Source organism: Luteolibacter flavescens, assembly GCF_025950085.1.
GTDB classification, from domain to species: domain Bacteria; phylum Verrucomicrobiota; class Verrucomicrobiia; order Verrucomicrobiales; family Akkermansiaceae; genus Haloferula; species Haloferula flavescens.
The window spans coordinates 222,003-245,213 of sequence record NZ_JAPDDS010000001.1; the positions used below are offsets into that span (position 1 = coordinate 222,003).

General features: G+C 62.6%; 17 protein-coding genes. 10 read left to right on the plus strand and 7 right to left on the minus strand.

From position 1 onward, the window contains the following. The first annotated feature begins 65 nt into the window (after positions 1-65). Positions 66-1,085, plus strand: coding sequence for an L-type lectin family protein (locus tag OKA04_RS00935; RefSeq protein WP_264499235.1), 1,020 nt, complete (start codon positions 66-68; stop codon positions 1,083-1,085). 83 nt (positions 1,086-1,168) lie between these two features. Here the strand turns inward: OKA04_RS00935 and OKA04_RS00940 are convergent, their stop codons facing one another. The 3 genes from OKA04_RS00940 to OKA04_RS00950 form a co-directional block, all read right to left on the minus strand. Continuing rightward, on the minus strand, positions 1,169-2,473 hold the full coding sequence (locus tag OKA04_RS00940) for a hypothetical protein (RefSeq protein WP_264499236.1): 1,305 nt from the start codon (positions 2,471-2,473) through the stop codon (positions 1,169-1,171). Positions 2,474-2,570: 97 nt separating this feature from the next. Next, on the minus strand, positions 2,571-5,336 hold the full coding sequence (gene metH, locus OKA04_RS00945) for a methionine synthase (RefSeq protein WP_264499237.1): 2,766 nt from the start codon (positions 5,334-5,336) through the stop codon (positions 2,571-2,573). A gap of 68 nt (positions 5,337-5,404) precedes the next feature. Continuing rightward, positions 5,405-6,502 carry a homocysteine S-methyltransferase family protein gene (locus OKA04_RS00950; protein WP_264499238.1) on the minus strand — a complete coding sequence of 366 codons (1,098 nt, stop codon included), beginning with the start codon at positions 6,500-6,502 and terminating at the stop codon, positions 5,405-5,407. Positions 6,503-6,752: 250 nt separating this feature from the next. On the opposite strand from OKA04_RS00950, the gene OKA04_RS00955 reads away from it, so the two are divergent. Then, positions 6,753-8,480, plus strand: coding sequence for an RNA polymerase sigma factor (locus OKA04_RS00955; RefSeq protein WP_264499239.1), 1,728 nt, complete (start codon positions 6,753-6,755; stop codon positions 8,478-8,480). Between the two features lie 292 nt (positions 8,481-8,772). After that, a complete protein-coding gene (locus OKA04_RS00960) occupies positions 8,773-9,630 on the plus strand; it encodes a hypothetical protein (protein ID WP_264499240.1) in 858 nt (285 codons plus the stop codon). Between the two features lie 53 nt (positions 9,631-9,683). On the opposite strand, the gene OKA04_RS00965 is transcribed toward OKA04_RS00960, so the two are convergent. Together OKA04_RS00965 and OKA04_RS00970 are read right to left on the minus strand one after the other, a co-directional pair. After that, a complete protein-coding gene (locus tag OKA04_RS00965) occupies positions 9,684-11,165 on the minus strand; it encodes a PQQ-dependent sugar dehydrogenase family protein (RefSeq protein WP_264499241.1) in 1,482 nt (493 codons plus the stop codon). A gap of 11 nt (positions 11,166-11,176) precedes the next feature. Continuing rightward, complete coding sequence (locus tag OKA04_RS00970; protein WP_264499242.1) at positions 11,177-12,220, minus strand: c-type cytochrome; 1,044 nt, start codon at positions 12,218-12,220, stop codon at positions 11,177-11,179. Between the two features lie 135 nt (positions 12,221-12,355). Here OKA04_RS00970 and OKA04_RS00975 point away from each other — a divergent pair, with 135 nt between their 5' ends. The 7 genes from OKA04_RS00975 (at position 12,356) to OKA04_RS01005 (ending at position 20,026) form a co-directional block, all read left to right on the plus strand. Next, positions 12,356-13,690 (plus strand): DUF2868 domain-containing protein, encoded by a 1,335-nt coding sequence (locus OKA04_RS00975; protein WP_264499243.1) that lies wholly within the window; start codon positions 12,356-12,358, stop codon positions 13,688-13,690. After that, positions 13,675-15,138, plus strand: coding sequence for a GTPase/DUF3482 domain-containing protein (locus tag OKA04_RS00980; RefSeq protein ID WP_264499244.1), 1,464 nt, complete (start codon positions 13,675-13,677; stop codon positions 15,136-15,138). The genes OKA04_RS00975 and OKA04_RS00980 overlap by 16 nt, the downstream gene beginning before the upstream one ends. A gap of 94 nt (positions 15,139-15,232) precedes the next feature. Beyond that, the gene (locus tag OKA04_RS00985; RefSeq protein ID WP_264499245.1) at positions 15,233-16,108 is read left to right on the plus strand and encodes a phosphodiester glycosidase family protein; all 876 of its coding nucleotides are present in this window, start codon (positions 15,233-15,235) and stop codon (positions 16,106-16,108) included. A gap of 74 nt (positions 16,109-16,182) precedes the next feature. Beyond that, positions 16,183-17,133 carry a glycerophosphodiester phosphodiesterase family protein gene (locus tag OKA04_RS00990; protein ID WP_264499246.1) on the plus strand — a complete coding sequence of 317 codons (951 nt, stop codon included), beginning with the start codon at positions 16,183-16,185 and terminating at the stop codon, positions 17,131-17,133. Positions 17,134-17,277: 144 nt separating this feature from the next. After that, positions 17,278-18,135 carry a rhomboid family intramembrane serine protease gene (locus OKA04_RS00995; protein WP_264499247.1) on the plus strand — a complete coding sequence of 286 codons (858 nt, stop codon included), beginning with the start codon at positions 17,278-17,280 and terminating at the stop codon, positions 18,133-18,135. Next, positions 18,132-18,947 (plus strand): nucleoside triphosphate pyrophosphohydrolase, encoded by an 816-nt coding sequence (gene mazG, locus OKA04_RS01000; protein ID WP_264499248.1) that lies wholly within the window; start codon positions 18,132-18,134, stop codon positions 18,945-18,947. Before OKA04_RS00995 ends, mazG begins: the two co-directional genes overlap by 4 nt. 35 nt (positions 18,948-18,982) lie before the next feature. Further along, positions 18,983-20,026 (plus strand): right-handed parallel beta-helix repeat-containing protein, encoded by a 1,044-nt coding sequence (locus OKA04_RS01005; RefSeq protein WP_264499249.1) that lies wholly within the window; start codon positions 18,983-18,985, stop codon positions 20,024-20,026. Between the two features lie 76 nt (positions 20,027-20,102). Here the strand turns inward: OKA04_RS01005 and OKA04_RS01010 are convergent, their stop codons facing one another. Together OKA04_RS01010 and OKA04_RS01015 are read right to left on the minus strand one after the other, a co-directional pair. After that, a complete protein-coding gene (locus OKA04_RS01010; protein WP_343226865.1) occupies positions 20,103-20,639 on the minus strand; it encodes a peptidylprolyl isomerase in 537 nt (178 codons plus the stop codon). A gap of 165 nt (positions 20,640-20,804) precedes the next feature. Continuing rightward, on the minus strand, positions 20,805-23,210 hold the full coding sequence (locus tag OKA04_RS01015) for a hypothetical protein (RefSeq protein ID WP_264499251.1): 2,406 nt from the start codon (positions 23,208-23,210) through the stop codon (positions 20,805-20,807). Position 23,211 lies beyond the last annotated feature (1 nt).

Below are 23,211 nucleotides of genomic sequence, written 5' to 3' on the forward strand. Positions count from 1 at the left end.
GGAATTTTTTGGGAGGGCTTGGCCCGCGGACCAGGGCTCTCATCGGATTCGGCTGCTTCCTTCCGATGGTGGCGAACGCCGACTTCTCGTTTGAATCGTTCGCGGAGAGTGAGCCGGAGCTTACCTATGGCGGCTGGGCGGAGGCTGTGAATGGCATCCTGCGTCTGACCCCCATGGAGCGACTCGTCTCGGGCGATGCCTGGCATGTGGAGAAGCAGACGACGGCGGGAGGATTCGACACCTCGTTCTCCTTCAAACTCCACCGTCCCGACGACAACTATTACTACGGCACGGACGGGGTGGTATTCGTCGTCCACAATCACCAATACGGGCTGGGGGCCAGCCCGACATCGGCATCGAACGGCATCACGCAGAATGCCCTCAACATCAAGTTCGACTCATGGGTGACCGCGCCTTCGGATGGCAGCGCGTCCTCCGTGCAGGTCCGCAATGGAACCACGATACTGGCCACCGTCAATCTGTCCACGGTGCCGGGCGTGACGCTGGACACGCCTCCGCCGGAAGGTCCTCCGGGCGGCGGTCCGGCGGGCGGCTTCCCGTCTGCCACGATCACCGTGCGGAGTTCAAAGGCTCCCTACGATGTCCGGGTTGTCTATCGGCCGGGAGCGCTGGATGTCTATTTCCAGGGCATCAAGGTGATCAACGAACTCGCGGTGGATCTGGGCGCGATCGGAGCCGCCGATGAAGAGGGGAAATCGTACATTGGATTCAGCGCCACCACCGCGGCCTTTCAAAACGCCGTGGGTGAGATCGATCCGTCGCGGGTTTTCACGGACCTGACCCAATTCACGGACATCTCGCGCTGGTCATTCACCAGCGGCGCGCCACAGGTAGAGACCCCGCTGACGCTGGTCTCCCATGCCTTCAATCTCGCTGAATCGAAGGTGACCCTTGATTGGACATCGGTGGCCGGGAAGACCTACCGGGTCACAACTTCCGACAACCTCCAGACGTGGGTGCCGGTTGTGGGAGCCGAGACCATCCCGGCCACCGGAGCCAGCACGAGCGTCACCGTGGACATTCCCGCGGGAGCGAAGAACTTCTTCCGGGTGGAGGAAAACTAACAGGTCTCAGGATTCCTGTCGGGCGGGCCCATCCCATCGGGCTCGCTCGGCAGCTACCTTGAGCGATGGCGCATACCTTTCGCTCAGGGAGTCGGGGTCGCCACGATGCGGAAGAAGCGCTTCGCCGATCCGGGGCCGGGCGCTGCGAGGCTCTTCGTCACGATTTCTCCGGTGCCAGGCACGCTCTCGATCTCGATCCAGGTGCTGAGATCGTCGCTCATGAAGATGCCGTAGGTTTGGCCGCTGGTGGTGGTGAAGGAGAAGCTGCTGCTGCCACCGGGATTGAGCGTGTAGGCGGTGAGCTGGATATCGGGAATCGCTTGGAAGGTGACCGAGCCGGCGACATAGGTCGTGTAGCCTGCAGGGGCAGGAGTGACAGCGGAGGAAGCCTGCTGCGGCACGTAGGTCCCGATGGGTGCGGGGATCGTTTCTGATGCACCGGACAGAGGCACGTAGGAACCCGGTGCTGCGGCCGATGCGGAGGCTGAACCGGTGGCGGGCACGTAGTAGCCCGGATCCGCCCGCTTGAAGGAGCTGGCTTGCGTTTTGTCCACGTAGTGGCCCAAGGGGGCGGGGAGCTGTGAATTCATCCCGGTGATCGGCACGTAGTGGCCTATCGCAGCGGGTGTGTGGGTCGCTGCGCCGGTGCTGGCCACGAAGCTGCCCGCAGGGGCTGGTATTTGTGAGGATGAGCCAGAAGCGGGGACGTAGTAACCCGGAGAGGCGGGGATCGCGGCCTGCATGCCGCCGACCGGGGCATAGCTGCCGGCCGGGGCGGCGGTGCCATTGGCCAAGCCCGGTGAAGAGGAAATCCTCCCGGGCAGGACGGCATACTGCGATGAGGCACTGGGCTCAGGGACGCAGTATCCGGGACTGGCGAGGATGGATGCCTGCATGCCGACTGAAGGCGTGTAGCTGCCGGGACTGCAGGCGGTGGAAGTGCTCGCTCCGGCTGTGCTCACGAACCGGCCTGCCGGGGCCGGGGTCTGCGATGAAGCTCCTGCCGATGATACGAAGTAACCGGGACTCGCGGCGATGGGGGCGCTCATGCCCGCGACCGGAGTGTAATAGCCGGGATTGCATGGCGTGGCAGTGGTGGAGGCCGTACCACTGGCATAGCTCCCGGCAGGGGCTGGTGTCTGCGAAGGCGAGCCCGTGACGGAGACGAAGTAGCCGGGGCTGGCTGCGATGGGGGCGCTCATGCCTGCCGCAGGAGTGTAATAGCCGGGACTACATGGCGTGGCGGCGGTCGCATTGGCGGTCGGCACATAGCTGCCCGCCGGGGCGGGAAGCACGCTTGATCCATCAATGTAGTAACCCGGTGGCGACTCGATGGCCCAGGCCGATGAAAAGAGAACGAAGGGGAGGAGTGGGAGATATGCTTTCATTCGAAGGGAGGGGCGGCGTCAGAAGTCAGGAAACCGGCAGCCCTTTACCAAAAGGCCCCGGTCCTATCAATCCGGCAGATGTCGCCCCCTCCGCTGATCAAGCGTAGCCCAGCCAGGGGCCGAGCCACTTCTCGGCTTCCTCGACCTTCATGCCTTTGCGGTGCGCGTAGTCTTCTACCTGATCCTTCTGGATCTCCGAGATGGCAAAGTAGTGGCTCTCCGGATGGCTGAAGTAGAGTCCGCAGACCGCCGCGCCGGGATGCATCGCGCAGCTCTCCGTGAGCATGACCCCGGTCGGCTCCGATGCTTGTAGTAGATCGAAGAGGATGGGCTTCTCGGTGTGGTCCGGCTGGGCTGGATAACCCGGTGCCGGGCGGATGCCGCGGTAGAGTTCCTTGATGAGTTCGTTGTGGCCGAATTCATTCGGACGCTCGTAGCCCCATGATACACGGGCGCGGTGGTGGAGCAGTTCCGCGAAAGCCTCCGCGAGACGGTCGGCCAGTGCCTTGGCCATGATCGCATTGTAGGGATCGTGGGCGGCTTCCAGTTCCGCGGCCCATTCGTCCGCGCCGTGAATGCCGACGACGAAGCCGCCGATGAAGTCCTTCCCAGCTCCTTGCGGCGCGACGTAGTCGGAGAGCGCTTCATTCGGCTTGCCCGAGTCCTTCTTGATCTGCTGGCGCAGGGTGTGGAAGCGGGTGCGCTCGGAGATCCGGGAGTCGTCGCTCCAGACGATGACGTCATCGCCATCGGAGTTCGCGGGGAAAAATCCATAGATGCCGCGAGCGGTGAAGCGCTTCTCGGCGATGACCCGCTCGAGCAATTCAAGTGCCTCCACGTGAAGCTTGGCTGCCTCCTTCGCTCCTTCCTCGTTTCTGGTCTTCAGGACTCCAGCTTCGCGGTCCCACACACCGCGGAGTTCCCAGGCATGGAAGAACGGCGTCCAGTCGATGTAGTCCACCAGCTCGCGCAGCGATTGATTCGGGATCGCGCGTGTGCCGGTGAATTCCGGCACCGGTGGGGTGTAGCCCGACCAATCGGTGTGACGCGCGAGAGCGCGAGCCTCGACGATGCCCACGGTCTCCTTCTTCAGTCCGCCGGTGAATGCCTCGCGTGCCTTGCGGTGACGCTCGTTGTTATCGGCGATGAAGGACTCTTTCTGATCTGGGGAAAGCAGCGAGGTGGTCACCGGAACCGAGCGCGAGGCATCGAGCACGTGGACCACTGGTCCTGAATAATGCTGCGCGATCTTCACCGCGGTGTGGGTCGAGGAGGTCGTCGCTCCGCCGATGAGCAGGGGAACCTTGAAGCCGCCTTTCTCCATTTCCTTCGCCACGTGGATCATCTCGTCGAGAGACGGGGTGATGAGTCCGGAAAGTCCGATGACGTCCGCGCCAATCTCCTTCGCCTTTGCGAGGATCTTGTCGCACGGGACCATTACGCCCATGTCGGTCACTTCGAAGCCATTGCAAGCGAGCACGACGCCGACGATGTTCTTGCCGATGTCATGCACGTCGCCTTTCACGGTGGCGATGAGGAAACGTCCCGCCGAGCGGCGGCGGCCCGCGAGGGCGATTGCCTCATCACGGCTGATCGATGGATCTCCGGCCATGATCTCGGCGATGTCGCCTGCGAGGAACTCGGCTTTCTCGGTCTCCATGAAGGGAGTCAGCCATGCGACGGACTTCTTCATCACGCGGGCGCTCTTCACGACCTGCGGCAGGAACATCTTGCCCGCGCCGAAGAGGTCGCCAACCACGCCCATGCCGTCCATGAGAGGGCCTTCGATTACCTTCAGGGGACGGCCGTATTTGAGGCGGGCTTCCTCGGTGTCCTCGTCGATGAATTTGTCGATGCCCTTGAGCAGCGCGTATTCGAGGCGCTTCTCGACGGTGGCTTCGCGCCACGAGAGATCTTCCTCGATCTTCTTGCCGCCCTGTCCCTTGAAGCGCTCGGCGAATTCAAGCATGCGCTCGGTTGCGTCGGGCCGGCGGTTGAGCAGCACGTCTTCCACGTGCTCGAGCATTTCCTTCGGGATCTCGTCATAGACCTCGAGCATGCCGGCATTGACGATGCCCATGTCCATGCCCGCCTTGGTCGCGTGATAGAGGAAGGCCGAGTGCATGGCCTCGCGCACCACGTTATTGCCGCGGAAGGAGAACGAGATATTCGAGACCCCGCCCGAGACCTTTGCGTGAGGGAGGTTGGTCTTGATCCAGCGTGTCGCGTTGATGAAATCGAGAGCGTAGTTGTTGTGCTCATCGATGCCGGTCGCGACGGTCAGGATGTTCGGGTCGAAAATGATGTCCTCCGGCGGGAAGCCGACCTTGTCCACCAGCACGCGATAGGCGCGTTCGCAGATGCGGATCTTCTCGTCGTAGGTGGCAGCCTGGCCGTTCTCGTCGAATGCCATGACCACGGTCGCAGCGCCGAAGCGGCGGATGTACTTGGCCTGTTGGATGAACTTCTCCTCGCCTTCCTTCAGCGAGATGGAATTCACGATGCCCTTGCCCTGGAGGTATTTCAGGCCTTCCTCGATGATCTCCCACTTCGAGGAGTCCACCATCAGCGGCACCTTCGAGATCGCGGGCTCGCTCTGTACGAGCTGGAGGAAGCGCGCCATCATCGCCTTGCCGTCGATCAGTCCGTCGTCGAAGCAGATGTCGATGACGTTGGCACCGCTCTCCACCTGCTGGCGGGCGATCTCAAGCGCGTCATCGAGCTTTCCCTCACGCACCAGCTTCGCGAACTTCGGCGACCCGGCGACATTCGTGCGCTCGCCGATCATGAGGAAATTCTTGTCCGGCGTGTGATTGTAGGCTTCGGAGCCTGACAGGCGGAGGACTCGTGGAATGGAGGGCATGGGAAAGTGAAGAAATGGAACCGCCGGGGTGCTGAGAGACTGATTGAAAAGGTCGGGATTGAATGGATTCAATCTTCAAGAAGCGGCACCTCGCGGGGTGCGATGCCCTTCACTCCTTCGGCGATTGCGGCGACGTGTTCCGGTGTGTTTCCGCAGCATCCGCCGGCGAGATTGAGCAGGCCGTCGAGGGCGAACTCCTTCATGTAGGCATTCATGTGCGGGGGCTCGAGGTCGAAGCCGGTGGGCGCGAGGGGGTTCGGCAGGCCAGCATTCGGGTAGCAGGAGATGTGCGTGGCGGAAACCTTCGCCAGTTCCTCGAGGTGTGGCTTCATCAGGTCCGGGCCAAGCGAGCAATTAAGGCCCACTGCCAGCGGATTGACGTGCGCGACGGCATTCCACATGGCCTCCACCTTCTGCGCGGAGATCATCGTTTCACCTCCGCGACCAACCGCTGCGCTCACGATGATCGGCAGTTTTAGGGCGTCTGCTTCGAAGACTTCCTGAATCGCGACCAGCGCAGCCTTCGCGTTTAGCGCGTCGAAGATCGTCTCCACCATTAGGATGTCGCAGCCGCCTGCGATCAAGGCGCGCACCTGGCGGATGTAGTCCTCCTTCACCTGGTCAAAGGTCACCGTGCGGAAGCCCGCGTCATTCGCATCCGGCGAGGTGCTCAGCGAGACGGTGAGCGGCCCGATGGCCCCGGCCACGTAGCGTTTGATGCCAGTGTCGCTGCCGACATTGTCAGCCCACTTCCGGCACAGTCGTGAGGACTCCACATTCAGCTCCCACGCGAGATCGCGGAGCATCGGATCGTCGATGATCTTCTGGAAGAACTCCGGGTCCTTGATGCCGCCGTGCTCGCGCGGGTCGTCCACGAAGAATTCGCTCTGCGCGATCGAGGTCGCCGAGAAGGTGTTCGTTTCGCAGATGTCCGAGCCGGCCTCGTAGAAGCGCTTGTGGATATCACCGATCACGTCCGGACGCGTGATCGATAGGATGTCACCGTTGTTCAGCAGGTCCTTCTGCGAGTCCGCAAACCGGCTGCCCCGAGCCTCTTTTTCCACCAGCCCATACGAACGGATGGTGGTGCCCATCGCCCCGTCGAGGACGAGGATGCGCTGGCGGAGAGCCTTCTGGAGTTCGGCGGTCGGATCGGGGCGAGCCATGCCCGCGAGGGTATGACCGCCCGGCGCTTTCGCAAGAGTCAAATCGTCGTATCAGGATGCGTTGATGGATAGTTGGGGGCGCTTGCCACGGGGGCCCACGACCGGGTCTCTCCAGAGAAGCCGCGAAAGGACGAAAAAATTTGTCACAATCCGACCGACGATTCCGCCTCTAGCGTGAATGACCACGCGGACTGTCACGGTGAAACCGGGTGCTGCAGCCAGTCACCAACCATCATCAGCCTTCATTTCCATGATTCGAAATCCGTCATCCATCGCTCACGATCCGGTTTTCATCCGATACGTGCAGGCGGGAGACGGCGAAGCTTTCCGCGGGCTTGTCGACCGTCATCTGCCTGCCGTTCGCGGTACGGCGTCGCGGGTCCTAGGGACGGGTTCCCCATGGATCGATGACGTTGCCCAAGAAGTCTTCCTCTCGCTTGCCCGGAAGGCAGGCGTGCTTCCCGGAAATCTGATCCTCTCCGCATGGCTCCACCGTCAAACCGTACGCCGGGCGACCGATGTCCAGCGTTCGGAAGCAGCCCGTCACCGACGCGAACTCACCACCGATCTCCGCCCCGAGCCTGGATGCCTGACCGGGGAGCAGATGATCCGGGACCTAGACCGAGAGTTACTACGGTTGCCGGAGCGTGATCGCGAGATCCTGATCCTGCGCTTCATGGATAATTTCAGCTCGGAGGAGATCGGGCGTCGGCTCGGAATGAGCGCGGCGGGGGTCCGCAAGAAGATCGAGCGCAGCACGGCCAAGCTGAGAGAGCGTCTTCGCCTCACGTCGCAGCCTGCGGGCTTCACCAGCGCCGCACTGGGCACCTGCCTCGGGATCACTTCCTCAAGCGCGGGCACTACCCATCTCGCCGCGACGATCTGTGCCCGCTGCATGGCGATCCCGGTTTCAAAGAGCCTTTTCGGCACACTCATCACCACACTTATCATGAACAAGACACGAGCAATCGTCATTGCGGCACTTCTCTGTGCAGGCGCTGGAGCCTATCTCGCAGGCAACAGCAAACCTGCCGCCCCTCCGACCCTCGCGAAGTCCACCCCGCCTGCGCCGAGCCTTCCTGTGCCTGCTCCTGCCCCCGCGGCGCCAGCAAAGCCGACTCTGCCGGTTGCAAAGGCTGATCGTATCGCCAGATTGAAGTCGATCCTTTCCCTGGGAGACGACACCAAGCGCGTTCAAGCTTTGGCCAATTTCCTGGCGCTGCTCGCCCCGGTTGAGTTCGAGGAAATGATCGACGTTGCCCAGGAATTCCCTCATGCGGATGCGAACGGCGAAATCCGGAAGATGATGTATCTGGCATGGGCCCGTCACGACCGGGCTGCCGTTTTTGCGAAGCTGAAGAAGGATCTGCCCGCAGATCAGTTCGATCCGGTTAATGATCTCAATGTCACCTTGGCGGTGGCCATCATGCGTGAGTATGCGGCCGAGGATCCCGAGTCGGCCGTGGAATTCGGGCGGGAGCAACTCGTCACCAAAGATCCTCGGAAGTGGCCGGCTTATCAGAGCAAGTCGATTACCGCTCTCTTTGACGCCTTGGCCGCCAAGGATCTGCCGCTGGCCACATCCTCAGTCTCTCGATTCGAGGGCTACTACGGTGTCAATGAAGCCGTTGCCGCCGTGGTTGCCCATGTCCGTTCGCAGGGCGACGACGCTCTGGAGAAATGGGTTGGTTCGCTTCCTCCTGAGACTCGCGGAAACACGATCCGGGGCAGGGCCATCCTGCACATCGCCCAAGACATGCTCAAAGATGATGGAGGCAAAGCGATGGACTTCACTCTCCGGTATGAACCTTCCGTGACCGCCGGTGACACCTCATGGGAGGTGATGACGATGTGGTATAAGAAGGACGCTGAGGCTGCCACCGGCTATGTCGAGAAGATGCCGGCCGGAGCGTCGCTGGATCAGATGATGAAGGCCATCGAGTTCTCCAAGAAGATGCAGTCACCTTCCGTGAAGTAGACGGTCGGACCGCCGGGACGACGATTTTTGACCCCTTCCATTACAAAGCAACATGAGCAGAAATCTCGCCATAGGCATCCTCGGCATCCTTGTCCTCGCTATCGCGATCTGGCCTAGAGGACCGGTCGATGACAATGCCCGAACGGGCGATCCGCAGCCTGGCAGCGTCAGCCGACCTTCCGGCGTTAGCCGGTCGACTCAGGACAGGACGCTCCGAGAGGATGGAGTGAACTCGCTGACCCCGAGGTCCACTCGTCCGTCGGGCGATCCACTGGAAGGACTCGCGAACATCATGTCCACCGCCGGGGAGGCCGACCGGGTGATGAAGCTCGCAAACTACATTGGTTCCGTTGACGAAGCCGGACTCGAGGCCATCATCAATGAATTGCATCGGGATCCTGGCCTCGATCCGGGTGACTCCTTGCGGCGAATTGTATTCCTAGCCTGGGCGAAGAAGAATCCGAGGGCCGCCTTGGACAAGCTTGAGGAACCCCGTGACTTTCCTGACAAGACGTCGATTTATGACCAAAGACGGAGGGATCTTTCGATAGCTAGGGCGATCGGCAGCGACTGGGCGGGGCGGGATCCGAAGGCAGCCGTGAAGTTCGTGAATGCCTTCTTCACGCCGGACATGACGAATGTCGATATCCTCTCACGTCAGACGATGGGCTATCAACTCGCCGCGGGCATGCTGGCAGCCACCGCGGCTCGCGATATCACCGCGGCAGGTTGGATGATGAGGGACTTGGGACGGCGCACCCCTGGCAACAATTTATCGGAGGTCAAACAGCGGGTCGTTTCCCAAGGCGTCCTGGAGATGCAGCAGTGGCTGGAGATTTTTCCCGGCAGAGGTGAAGGGCCGGAGGCTGGATTGGATCGCTTCAGCCTCGCCTACGAGCTGGGATTTGAATACTCGAAACGAGACATGAAGGCTGGCGCGGACTTCATTTTTGATAACGCCCGTCACGACCCTTTGCTTGCAAGCGATCAGGGCATTCCGATCAATTTCCTCAATTCACTCCACTTCCTGTTAACGGCTTGGAAAGCGAAGGATCCCGCCGGAGCAGCAGCTTATGTGGAAGCGCTACCAGAGCGTCACCGGGCCGAGCAGCTCGCGAAGACCACGGCCCGGGAGATTCTCGCGAAGTGAAGCGCACAAGGTCGTGGCCGGAGCCTCTCCGGCATCCGGCCACGGATGAAGCCTCAGTCGGGAATCTTGTTCACCGTGTAGAAGGCGAGGTTGTTTTGGAGGGGCGAGCCGTCGGGGGAGTCCACCTTGGGGAAGCCGATGCGGAAGACGCGCCGCTCGGCGAGGCCATCCACTTTCAGCGTCACGGACTTCGCGTCGCTGGAGACGACGGACACGTTGTGGCTTTTCTTGTCCTCCGGGTCGCTGCCGTAGGTCCACTTGGATTGGTAGGTGAAGGAGGATAGCTCCCATACCTTCGCGTCCTTGTATTGGGACGGAATCTCCTTCGTGAAGCTCACGGTGAAGCCGTCCTTGGTGATCTTCACCCGGTCGATGTCAAAGGGCACCGGGCCGAGGAAGTTGACCCGCTGCAAGCCTTCCGCGGGTGCGCCCCATCCGCGGACCGTCTGCCCGAGGTAGAGCTGCTTGCCATCCGCGGTGAAGCGCGCGCGATGGTTCCCGGAGTGCAGGCCCCGGCCATCGATGAAGTGAGTGCAGGCACCCTGCCAGGTGTCACCCACCTTCTCGACCATCACGCGGGTGACGCGCTCGCCGTTGTTGTCAGGCAGTAGCAATTGACCGGCGAAATGATTGCCCTTCGGAAACTCCATCGGCTCACCTGCTGAGCGGTTCATTTCCATGTGCGGGATCTCTACCGCGGCCCAAGTGCGGTCCTTGTTATACTCATCCAGATTCTCCCGATAGTAAGCGAGGGGATCGGTGCTTTTGGTGAATTCCGGGTCCCAGACGAGGCTGTTCGGATGGCCGTAGAAGCGACCCTTCTCCACATGATAAAGCGGGGTCGTGGCCTTCCAGTCGCCTTGGTTGTCCCCGGCCCAGAGCTCGCCGCCGGAGTCCTGATAGATCCCATTGGCCATGCGGAAGCCGGATGCCCACGGCGTGATGTTGCCCTTGGCGTCGCTATGGAGCACCCAGCCCTTCCACTTCACCGCGGAGTAGTTCCGGCCGCGCCGACCGGCATCCGAGTAGGTGCCGAGCGTGTGCTCGAAGGTAGGGCCGGAGAAGGATGCGGTGCCTACGGCGATGAAGTAGCCGCCCTTGCCGTCGCGGGTCAGCGCGTTCGTCTCGTGGTAGTTTCCGCTCAGGCCCCAGCCGCGGGCGAATGGCGTGAACTTGTCCGCCTCTCCGTCCCCGTCGGTATCCTCGGCCTCGGTCATCTCGGCCATCTGCGTCACGCGGATCTTCGTCGGGCTGATGACATCGAGACCGCAGCCATTGTCGAAGCCGGTGGCAAAGAGCTTCCAGGCAAAGGCCTTCGGATCCTTGGTCGGCTTTGCCGTCAAAACGTCACCACGCCGCAGGACGACGAATAGCGTGCCGTCTTCCGCGAAGTCGATGGCACCCACTTCCGGGGGCACCCCGGAGGGAAGGTCGATGGTCTCGACCTTGTAGCAGTCGGCGAACTTCACCGCATGGAGGGGCTGGGCGGCCAGGAGACCGAGGACGCCTGCTTTGATGAAAAGGGTAGGTTTCATGGCGTGGCGGGTCATTCGGGTTTGGCCAGGGATTCGATGTAGAGGGCAAGGGAATCGTATTCCACGTCTGGCAGGCCAAAGGGTGGCATGTAGTTCGGCGGGTAGCCCTTCACGACTTTCGCGTTCGGCGCCTTGATCGACTCGATGAGATACTCGCGATCCGCCATCACCGGCTTGTCGAGTCCCTCGATCTCCACCTCGTGTCCGAAGAGCAGGCCGACGGATGGCCCGTGGTTCTTCGAGCCGTCCGTGCTGTGGCAGGCGGAGCAGCCATACTGCAGGAAGAGCTTTTCTCCGGCCTCAGCGCTCGCCTTCGTGATCTTGTTGTCAGGCTGGTAGCCTTGGAATTGCCCGAGATCGCTGCCGGCGAGGGTCAGGCTCAGTGTGCCTTTGCCCTTCGCTCCCTCGACTCCCTTCCATGAAAGCTCGCCGTCGCCTGCCGTCGTCACCGTCACCGTGCAAGCCAGCGGCTTGTCAGAGGGAGTGACCGTCAGGGTAAATGGCGTCTCGCCCGCCTTGAATTCGTAAGTCGGCACGCCTTTCACGAGCCGGTGCCCGGTGTAAACCCGCGGGCCGAGGTCGGTGATCGACTTGCCATCCAGCTCGATGGGGTCCTTCCCGGTGGTCTTCCAGAAAAGCGTGCCCACCAGCCGCGGGACATAGCCAAAGGAGACCCGCGAGCCCTTCGACTGATCGCCCCAGTAGGGCGTCATGTCCACGAAGCCGCCCTGCCATGTGTAGAGGAGCCGGCACTCGGTGGTGTCGAAAACGTAAGACAGCGAGGGCCCGAAATTCACTCCGATGGCCGCGGCGAGGCCTGCCATCGGCACCACTTCTCCCTTCACGTCCGAGCCGATCTGCGGATTGTATTTCGAGACCTTTCGTCCCGTGTCGTGCTGGGAAAAGACCGCGTCATCGATGTCCGGGTCGGGCAGGTAGCTGCGCAGCACCAGGGGCCTCTCCACCGACCCCATCGGCCGGTTTTCGTAGGTGATCAGGGGCTCCGCGGCATGCGCGGACAGGCCGAGAGTGAGAAGGAGAAGGGTTTTCCTCATGGATGAATTCATTCGGAGACGTGCCAGTGTGGCAAAATCTGTCGGACAAATCACTCACCCGATTGAGTCAGCCTGTCATGCGTGCCGAGGATTTGCCCTTGGCCCGCGGCGGTTGTTGGAGAAAGTGGCGGCAGCATGCGCGGTGCCGGAGGGCGATGGAAATGGGACGAACTGATCGACTTCGAAGTCGCCTTGGCGGCTTGGGACGGGGAATCGCGTCCGGACGAGGTCGCATCGGAGGGCTCGCGGCCCGCCGTGATGAAGTCTTGGAAACTGGCCGCCGGAGTTCCGGAGGTTGGCAGGACCTGGGTGAGGGCCATTGCCTGGGCCGGGGCGATCGCGAGCGGCCTCGCATTCCTCGCCGGTGTCGGTGCGGCCTGGGGCTGCTATGATCGGGATCGCGAGGGCGTTGATGTCATCATTTTGCTCGTTTTCACGCTCCTGATACCTTGGCTCACGCTGGTTGTGGGGCTCACCGTCTGGATTTTCCGCCCGCGATGGGGTGGGCTCATCGGGCCGGTGCTGCGGAAGCTGGTCGCAAAATTCGCCGGGAAGGACGGCGGCAAGGTGCTTTCGGTGATCGAGGGTAGCCCGGAGCTTGCGAAGTCCTTTGGCTGGAAGCTTGCCGCACGCGCGCAGTCCGCCGCGCTGAATTTCCACCTCGGGGCCATCATCGGGCTGACCCTGTTGTTCGTTTTCCGGCGGGTGGGCTTCTACTGGGAAACGACCACGGAGCGAGCCATGGAGCGCACGCTTGAGAGCGTGGTTCAGTTTCTCTCGATGCCATGGCGCGACGTGCTGCCACGGATGGTGCCGGAAATCGCAACCAGCCGCCGTGGTGCGGATTGGGAGGGCGGGGGAGCGAGTTGGATGGCGTTCCTGATACTGGCCCTGCTGGTGTGGGGAGTGGCTCCGCGATTCCTGCTGGAGGCATTTGCCCACACCCGGTCGTGGCTGGCGGTGCGCACTCCGGCATTCCAGTCGCCACGTCATCGCCGCCTCTGGCGCGTGCTCACCGGCGTGAAGCGCGGCGAGGAGCCCGCGGGCCCGGCGGATGGCGCGCTGGTGCTCGATCTCGGCGGCATCTCGCCGGACCGCGATTCGCTGCGGCCATTCTTCCTCCGCCACCTGCGGCTGAATCCCGTGGCGTGGGAAACGCTGGAGGTGCTGGACGAGGGGCGCGAGGCTGCCGCCCGGACCGCGCTCGGGAAAGCACCGGCCGGGATCATTGTGCTCGCCGAGGGCTGGTCGCTGGCCCCGCGGCAGATGGAGGAGACGCTGAAACGCGTGCTCGCCGCGGCAGGTGGCCGCCGTTCCTCGGTGGTGGTCGCGGACTTCGACCGCGAGGGGCGTCCGCGTCCGCCGAAGGCCGACGACAGGGCGGCGTGGGAAGCGTATTTCGACGGTCAAAAGGGCCTCGATGTGGAAGTGAGCTTTTATGAGGAGGATCGTACATGGGCACCTGGCTGAACGCTGATATCCCGGCCTTCGCCATCGTCGGGCGCGTCAATGCCGGCAAGACGTCCACCCTGGCGACACTGCTGGAGATCGATGACGACGAGTTGCTGCGGATCAGCGCGACGCCCGGGGAAACCACCGGCGTGCTTCCGCTGCCGGTGCGCTACAACGAAGAGGAGCTGCTGCTCTTCCTCGATACTCCCGGCTTCCAACAACCCATCGAGGCGATGAAGGAGATCCAGCGCCTGGCTGCCGGACGCTCTCCCGGCCCGGCGGAGATCGCAAGATTCGTGAAGGAATGCCGCGAACGTTTCCCCGACGAGGCGCGTTTGTTAGAGCCACTGTCGGAAGGCGCCGGCGTCATCTACATTGTCGATCCCGGCAAGCCGCTGCGTGACTCCTTCCTCGCGGAAATCGAGATCCTCCGGTGGACGGGACGCCCGCGTCTGGCGCTGCTGAATCCCCAGTCGGAGCCCGCTCCCGAGCAGGAACGCGAATGGCGCGACCGCCTCGGCACGGCCTTCAATCTGGTCCGCACCTTTGACGCCCACGAGGCTCGATTCGACGAGCGGCGGCGGCTGTTGGAAGCGCTGCTCCAGATCGAGGAGCATCACGCGGGACACATCCGCAGGGTCATCTCGGCGATGGAGAACGAGATGTCCGACCGTCGGGAAGAGGCAGCCGAGGCGATCCTGGATTTCCTCGAGAAGTCGCTCACGCTGCGCGTCAGCGATCCCATCGATGTCCGCGACCGCGGCATCCCGGCGCGCATGGAGAAGAAGCGGGCCGATCTGGAGGTGCGCTATTTCAAGAAGCTCGCCGACCTCGAGCAGGATTGCCTGAAGCGACTGCTCAAGACCTATCGCCATCACCTGATCAAGCCGGACATCGATCCCTCCCGCCATGCCGGGCTCAATCTCGCCGTCGCGGAGACGTGGCGGAAGTGGGGCCTGAATCGCTGGCAGCTCACCGCTGCTGGCGCGGTGGCTGGCGGCGCGGCGGGTGCTGTCTTCGACCTCGGAGTCGGCGTGCACAGCCTCGGTGCGGGCACGGTGATCGGTGCGATCGGTGGCGGAACGGCCGCGTTCTTCAAGGGCGGTGCCCTGCCCGAACTGCGCTTCAAGGGCGTGAGCCTCGGCAAGGTCCAGAGCGACGGACAGGCGCTGGAGGCCGGGCCGCCGCAGAGCCCGAATTTCGCGTGGGTGCTGCTCGATTCCATGCTGATCCGCCATGCGGGCATCCTCGACCGTGCGCATGGCCGTCGTGATTCCGGAGTGATCGAAGTGAGCGAGCAGGAGAGCCTCGTCCGGAACTTCCCATCGTCACGCCGCAGCCTGCTGCAGAAGTGGTTCACCAGTTGCCTGAAGGGATCGCCGGATCGCGGCAAGGAGCCGGAGGTCTTTGCCGAACTCGTGGCGGCACTCGACGAACGACAGGAAAGCGCTGAGCCGGAGGATTGAAAGAGCGGCGGGAGTGGTGCCGTTGTGCCGTTTTGGTCACCGTTTCCTCGTCGATAGCGTTGGCGGGTGAAGATCGGGTGTCCATTTTCCGATCATGGCTTTCTCATCGCTAAGACCGCTCGCTCTCTTGTTCCTCCTGTTAGGTCCTGCGTCCGGGGAGGAAGGTGCAGTCGGTTTCGTTGCTCTAGCAGGTTCTTCCCCGCCGGAGTGGAAGCCGCTTTTCCAAGGCGTGGAATATCGCCTGAGCGAGCTGGAGAAACCGCGGCGGATCCGCATTCATGAAGTACGGATCGACACCAAAGCGGAGGGCATTTCGTTTTTCACCACGCCTGACAATGGCGATGTACCGCAGGAAGTGGACGGTCGGCGGACGACGACTTTCCTGAAGGAGTTTGATCTCGAGATCGCGATCAATGGCACCGGCTTCAAGCCGATCGCCAAGGAGGGCGCGCCGGTGGACGTGCTGGGCCTGTCGGTTTCGGACGGCCGCAAGGTCAGTGCGCTGGATGCGAAGTCCCGCAACCCGGTCTTCCTCGCGACCGCGGACCAGAAGGTTCAGATCGTGCGAGCGCCCTTTCCGGAGGAAGGATTCCCGCAGGCCCACAATGCGCTGCAAGGATGGTATGGCGCGAACGGGATGCTCGTCGATGACGGCGAGGTTGTGACCGCGACGGTGGATATTCATCCCCGCACCGCGGTCGGGGTCTCGAAGGACGGGCGTCATGCCTATTTCGTCGTGGCGGATGGTCGTCAGCCGGGGAGAAGCGAGGGGATGACCCTCATCGAGCTCGCGGAGTGGATGAAAGCGAGCGGCTGCTGGGACGCCGCGAATCTCGATGGAGGCGGCTCCAGCACCATGGTGACGAAAGATGAGAAGGGTGCCGCGAAGATCCTGAACTCACCCTCCGGCGGCATCCAGCGGAGCGTGGGCAATCACCTCGGCGTGCACGCCCTGCCGCTCGCCCGTTGAGCCGCGACGTGTCGGAATCGTTGCAAGTCACCCCGTGGCTGGCAGCCGCGAATCGGAGACACCACGCCCCACAAATGAACCTTGGTTTCTTCCCCGCGCTGAAGTCCGCGGCTTTCCTTTCCCTCGTGCTCGCGGGCACCGCCATGGCGGACATCGCCCCGGTGCTGGCGTCCTACCGGAACTCGGAGGACAAGCGCGTGCTCGTCGCCTGCCACCGCGCCGGGTACCTGGTGAAGGGCGGCAAGGATCTGCCGGAGAACTCGCTGCTCGCGATCCGTGACTCGATCCGCGCGGGAGCCGAGATCCTGGAGATCGACTTGATGATGACCTCTGATGGCGAACTGGTGCTGATGCACGACACGACGCTGGACCGCACGACGAGCGGGAAGGGGAAGGTGCGGGACAAAACGCTGGCAGAGATCAAGGAACTGCACCTGCTGCTCCCGGATCGCAAGCCGACCGAGGAACGAGTTCCCACCTTCCGCGAGACGATGGAAGCCGTGAAGGGCAAGGTGCTGGTGAATCTCGACAAGCTGCCGGTGACGGACCGGAAGAAGATGGACGCGGCGATGAAGGTGCTGCGCGAGACCGGCACGGTGGATCACGCGATCTTCAAGCAAGGCGTGAAGGACGTGCCTGCGGAGAAGATCCGCAAGGCGCTGGAACGCTATCCGGAGAAGCTCGACTTCATGCCTGTGATCGCGAATGCCACCTCGCAGGAAGTGGTGGCCGTGCTGGACACCTACCGGCCCGAGGCGATCGAGATCGTTTTCAAGGATGAGCCCGTGGGGATGCTTTCACCCGAGGTGCTGGCCGCCGCGAAGCGCCACGGGACGCGCCTCTGGATCAATACACTGTGGGCCAGCCTGAATGCAGGCCGCGATGACGCGCGTGCCCTTGCCGGAGATCCCGCCGGATCGTGGGGCTGGGTCGTTGAACGTGGCGCGGCCATCATCCAGACAGACCATCGCGATCCACTGCTCCGCTATCTGGAGGGACTCGGCAAGCGCCAGGCGGCGAAGTGAGTCGATTTCCGGCGCTGCATCCCCGACAAGGCGGCAGGAGGCCTTGCCGAAGGAATAAACGCGTGTTACCCCCTGCTTCAGATGGGTGCATCCGACCGGGACTACTTTCGTGATGAAGAGCGGCGCTACTCCAGAGGGGGTGGCATGGCACTGCCCGGGCTGACGCCGGTCAGCAAGTGGCTGCTGGTCGCCAATCTGGTCATCTTCCTGATCGATTTCTTTTCACGCAAGGGAGGATCGCCCTTCGGCATCATCAACGAACGGCTGTTTTTCTCGGTCCAGTCTGCATTTCTGGAGGGGAAGATCTGGGAAGTTTTCACCTTCCAGTTCCTCCACGCCAATCCATGGCACCTGATCGGGAACAGCGTCGGGCTCTATTTCTTCGGCCCGTGGGCGGAGCGGTGGTGGGGTAGCCAGCGATTCCTCGTCTTTTACCTGCTCTGCGGCATCGCGGGCGCTCTTTTCTTCAGCCTCCTCATGATCGGCGGGGTGCTTCCTTCCAGCGGTATCTCTTCTCGTTTGATCGGTGCCTCTGCCGGCATCTACGGGATCCTGATCTCGGTGGCGGTCATCAATCCGAAGGAGCGGCTCATGCTGCTCTTTCCGCGCATCGAGATGACGATGAAGAAGCTGGCGCTGATCTTTTTGGGCATCGCGGTGGTCGTCATCATCGGTGACAATCTGGTTGGCGGTCGTCCCTTCGAAAACAGCGGGGGCGAAGCAGGTCATCTCGGCGGGGCCATCCTCGCTTATTTTCTCACGCGCTTTCCTCACTTGCTCCGGAAAAAGGGCAAGGACGCGGAAAGCAAGATCATCCGCCCGAAGGAATTCCGGAAGCGCCGGGGGCCGGCCAAGCTCAGACCCCGCTCATCGGTGGATGTCGCGACGGCGTCCGACGTGGACCGCATCCTCGACAAGATCAGCCGCGACGGCATCCAGAGCCTGACCGACGAAGAACGCGAGATACTCCAGAAAGCCAGCAAACCGACCAAGGAACGATGACCGACGCCGAAATGATCGACTGCCCGGAAAAGGGCCGCCAAGTGGAACGGCTGCGCGCCATCATGCACCGGCTGCGCGCTCCCGGCGGTTGCCCCTGGGATGCCGAGCAGACCCACGGCAGCCTCGTTTCGAATCTCATCGAGGAAGCCTACGAGACGGTCGATGCGATCCAGCGGAACGATCTGCCGCATCTGCAGGAGGAGCTGGGAGACCTACTGCTCCAGGTCGTCTTCCATAGCGAACTGGCTGAGGAGAGCGGAAACTTCGACATGGACGACGTGGCACGCGGCATCTCCGACAAGCTGGTGCGCCGTCATCCGCATGTCTTCGCCACCTCGCAGGCCGCGACTTCGGACGCCGTGCTCCAGCAGTGGGACGAGATCAAGCGCTCCGAAAAGGGGACCGAGGCGGAGGCCTACCTGCACGGCACCGGCAAGGGCCTGCCCGCGCTCCTCCGTGCCTCGAAGCTCCAGAAAAAGGCGGCCAAGATCGGCTTTGACTGGCCCACCCAGACCGGCGTGCTGGCCAAGATCCGCGAGGAAGTCCTGGAGGTGGAGGCCGCGGTGGATGCGCAAGATCTCCCGGCGGTGGACGAGGAGATCGGCGATCTCTTGTTCTCCGTGGTGAATCTGCTGCGTTTCCGCAAGATGGATCCTGAGGTGGTCCTGGCCGCCGCGAATGACAAGTTCGAGCGCCGCTTTGGCGAAATGGAAAAGCGCCTGAAGGCGGCGGGGATCTCGCTGGAAGACGCCACCGCCGACCAGATGGATGATGCCTGGGAAGAGGCGAAGAAGTCGAAGATCTGCGTGTGATGCGAGGTCGTGCAGGTCGGTCGCGTAGTGTCCGGATGCGCTTCCTTCCGCTGGCATTGCTTGCTTCACCGCTGCTGGCGGCGACCCATGAGGTGGATTCGCCGGAGGGCCTTTCCGCGGCTCTCCGGAATCTGAAAGCCGGGGACGTAGTCAGGATCGCTCCGGGCGATTATCCGGCGGGTCACTTCGTCACCGGCATCGCGGATCTCACCATTGAAGCGAGCGACGCGGCGAAGCCTCCGCACTTCAAGGGTGGCAAGGAGGCCTGGCACTTCACCCGATGTCCGGGGCTGACGCTGCGGAACCTCAAGGTAAGCGGGCAGAGCGCGAATGGCATCAACCTCGACGATGGCGGCGAGCGCGGGAAGCCGGTGGCCAAGACGCTCATCGAAGGCGTGACGGTGAGCGACATCGGACCGACCGGAAACTTCGACGGGATCAAGTGCTCCGGGCTGACCGATCTGGTCATCCGGGATTGCGAGATTTCCGGATGGGGCGGACAGGCGATCGACTTCGTCGGGTGCAGCAAGGCGCTCATCACCGGCTGTGTTTTTACAGGCAAGCCCGGATATTCCCAGCACACCGGACCGCAATTCAAAGGCGGCAGCGAGGACATCGTCATCGAGAAATGCCGCTTCAAGGATGCGGGGCAGCGCCCCGTCCAGGCCGGTGGCTCCACGGGGCTGGACTTCTTCCGTCCTCCGGGCGCGAAGTACGAGGCACGTCGTATTACGATCCGCGACAATGTCATCGAGGGCGGCATGTGCGCCGCCGCATTCACCGGGGTGGACGGGGCGGAGTTCACCGGCAACACCGTGAAGAACCCGGAGAAGTGGATCTTCCGCATTCTTCAGGAGACCAAGGAAGAGGGCTTCACCCCGTGTCGCAACGTGCTCGTGAAGGATAACTCCTTCGTCTTCCAGCGCGCCAAGGTGAGGGATGAGACCAACATCGGCCCCGACACCTCGCCGGAGACCTTCCGCTTTGAGAACAACCGCTGGCTTGCAGAGGACAAGCCGTCTGCTTCCACACCCAAGCTTCCCGTGGAGGAGGCCGGAGGCACTTACGGCAAGCCGTAGCGAGTGACCGGAAAAGCAAAACGCCAAGTCCGGAGATCCCGGAGCCTGGCGTTGGAAAAAACGAGGAACGTTGGGCTTACTTGCCTGCGGCCTTGAGCTTGGTGTCCCACTCTTCGATCTTGGCCTTCTGTGCGGCGAAAAGCGCGTCGGTGGAGTCGATGATCTCGATCTTCTCGATCTTGTCGCCCTTGCCGGCGGGATCGACTTTCCCACCTTGCTCGCCGGTATCCATCTTGCCGAGGATCTTGTTCACGACTTCCTGACCCTTGGTCACTTCGCCGAAGACGGAGTGGCGGTTGTCGAGGAAAGGCGTCGGGGCCATCGTGATGAAGAACTGCGAGCCGTTGGTGCCCGGGCCGGCATTGGCCATCGAGAAGATGCCCGCCTTGTTGTGCTTCAGGCTGGCGTGGAACTCGTCCGCGAACTTGTAGCCCGGACCGCCACGGCCGGACTCGGTCGGGTCGCCACCTTGGACCATGAAGTTGTCGATGACGCGGTGGAAGGCGATGCCGTTGTAGTAGCCACGCTTGGCGAGGCTCAGGAAGTTCGCGGCGGTCACCGGCACCTTGGAGGCGAAGATGGTGGCCTCGATGTCACCCTTCGTGGTGACCATCTTGATCTTGATGTCCTTGATCTCCTCGGTCTTGGCGGCTTCGGCAGGCTTCGCCTCTTCCTTCTTGGCTTCCTCCTGCGCGAAGGCGAAGGGAGCGAAGAGGGCAAGGGCCAGAATCAGTCGTCGTTTCATGCGTATCGTGTGGGTTGGAGAGTGCGGGGTGGATCAGGCGTTGTTGTCGCCGCCTTTTCCGGTGCGGAGCTTCGGTGGCTCAGGACTGGTTTCGGGCACAAGAGGCCGGATGTCAACGAGCGGCACCCATCCGCGGCTATCATTGGCAAAGGCAACATAGGCCCATTCGCCCGAGCGGCTCACCAATTTGCAGAGGGATCCGGCCGGAGCCTCGATCACCGTGGGTGCCGTGCGGGCGGCATCGGTGCGGACGGTGGAGGTGTCCGCCACGATCACGGCCTGCTCCTTCACCGGGGAAAATGCGGCGTCATTCGGATAGTAATACCAGCCAAGAGCACCGCACGCGGCGATGAGCGGCGCGCTGACAAATGCGGCGATGGAGGCCATGCGGACACCGGCACCGGGGCGGGTGGCCGGGAAGACCAGCAGGCCGATCACCACGGCCCAACCGGACGCGATGATAAGACCCTGCCAAAAACCGAGAGGCATCCGGGCGATCTGATACTGGTGATCCGGGCGCTGGATGGTGATTGAGCCGAACTTCCGCTCCAGGAAGCGGAGATTCTGACGCGACTCGGCATGTGAGGAGTCGCGCAGCAGGGCGCGGCGGTAGTAGAGCGCGGCCTCGCCCGGCGAGCCGAGACGGTAGGCGGCATTGCCGATGTTGTAGAGCGTGTCGGCGGAGAGTTGATCGTAGGGGCCGCTGTCCAGCCAAGCCTTCGCGGCTTCGCTGTAACGACCGTCTTCGAAAAGTTTTCCGGCATCCTCGGCGGCATGGGTTCTCTCGCCGGAGAGGGTCAGGAAGATCGCCACCAGCGGCAGGGCAAGTTTGCGGAGTTGCTTCAGCATGCGGCTTCGTTCGGTTCGCTCCATCTTGTTCTCACCGCGGTCTTGGCGGAAGCTCACCTCGTCGCGGCGCTTCAGCACCTCCACGATGAGCGGGTCCTGACGATCCCCGAGCCAGCGCTCGATGAAGTGCCCGGCCTTGCGGTAGAAAGTCTGGTCCGGAGCGTTCTCGACCTCGCGCCATTCCTTGTGACGGGCGATCACATCGGGGTCCTTGTGCAGGCGCGGAGCCAGATGGCGGGAGACGATCTTCACGATCAGGAAGACTACGACCAGTGCGGGCAGGATCTGCCACAACCATGCCGGTAAATTCATCTTGTTGGAAACCAAGGCGGAACCGGTATTCACCACGCCCAGAATATCGGACATCTGCTCCAGCGGCATTGCCAGCGCCGCGGGCGGGGCCGCCGTGATGCTGGGAGCCGTGGACGGCAGGATATTGATCGGGATCGGGTCGGATTGCACCGACTCATAGCTTCCCTTCGCCGGGTCGAAATAGACGAGCTTGAAGGGCGGGACCGACTTTTGCACCCGCAGCGGACGCATGTATTGGCGGAAAATGACTTCGCCGCTCAGTTCGCGACGCTCCTCGCCGCGCTCTTGGGCGGAGGCGTCGTAGAGTTTCCAGCCGTCGGGATCCAGTGGCTTCGGCGACTTGAGGGCATCGAGATTGCCGCTGCCGGAGATAGCTATTTCCACCGTGACGGGATCACCCTCGCGAAGGTCGGTTTCCCCGGTCGTCACCTTCATCTCGAATTGGCCGACGGCATTCTCAAAGCCCTCGGGAGCGCCGTCCGGGAGAGGCTTTGACTCCAAGGTGAGCGCTGGAGCCTCAAGCTTGACCGGCTGGGCATAGGAGCGTCCGAAATTCTGTACGGAGGCGATCTGGAGCTGGAGCGTCAGCGTCGCAGGGCCCAGCGTGGCGGCTCCGGCGGCATTCGTGGAGGCGGTGCTGGGGTAGGGGATGGCGAAATAGGTCCGGCCGAGCAGTTGGGTGCGGGTGATCTGCGGCTGCGGCTGGAAGCGCCAGGCTGACAGACCTTGGCGCTCGAAGTCAGGGATGCCCCAGTCGATCACCGGCTGATCGTCCGGGAAATAGATCTTGAGCTCCACCGGCTGCTTCTCCCCGAGGTAGGGCTGATCTTTCAGCGCATGGAAGCCGGCGGCGTAGCGGATCCGCTGGTTGCCGACCTGAGCGGTGGACCAGTTCAGGCTCGTCTCTTCGATCACGCGGAACTCGACCGGCTTCGTGCGATGCACCTCACCATTCACCGTCACTTCCAAGGCGGGAATGACGTGGGTTCCCGCATCGTAGCTTGAAAGGGTGAAGGAGATGAACTGCTCGAGCCGGCGATTTTCGGACGAGCGGCGCTGCACGAAGTTGCTGTTCAGCCGCATATCCACGCCCTTGATCTGCGGGATATTCGGCATCCGGATATCGTCATTGAACTCGCCCTCACGGAGGACGATCTCAAATCTGGCCTGCTCTCCCTGCACCAGGAAGCGACTGGACATCAGTGCGTCCACGCGTGGGGCGGCATGAGCCACACCGGCGAGCAGCAGGAAGAGGAAGAATTTACGGATATGGTTCACG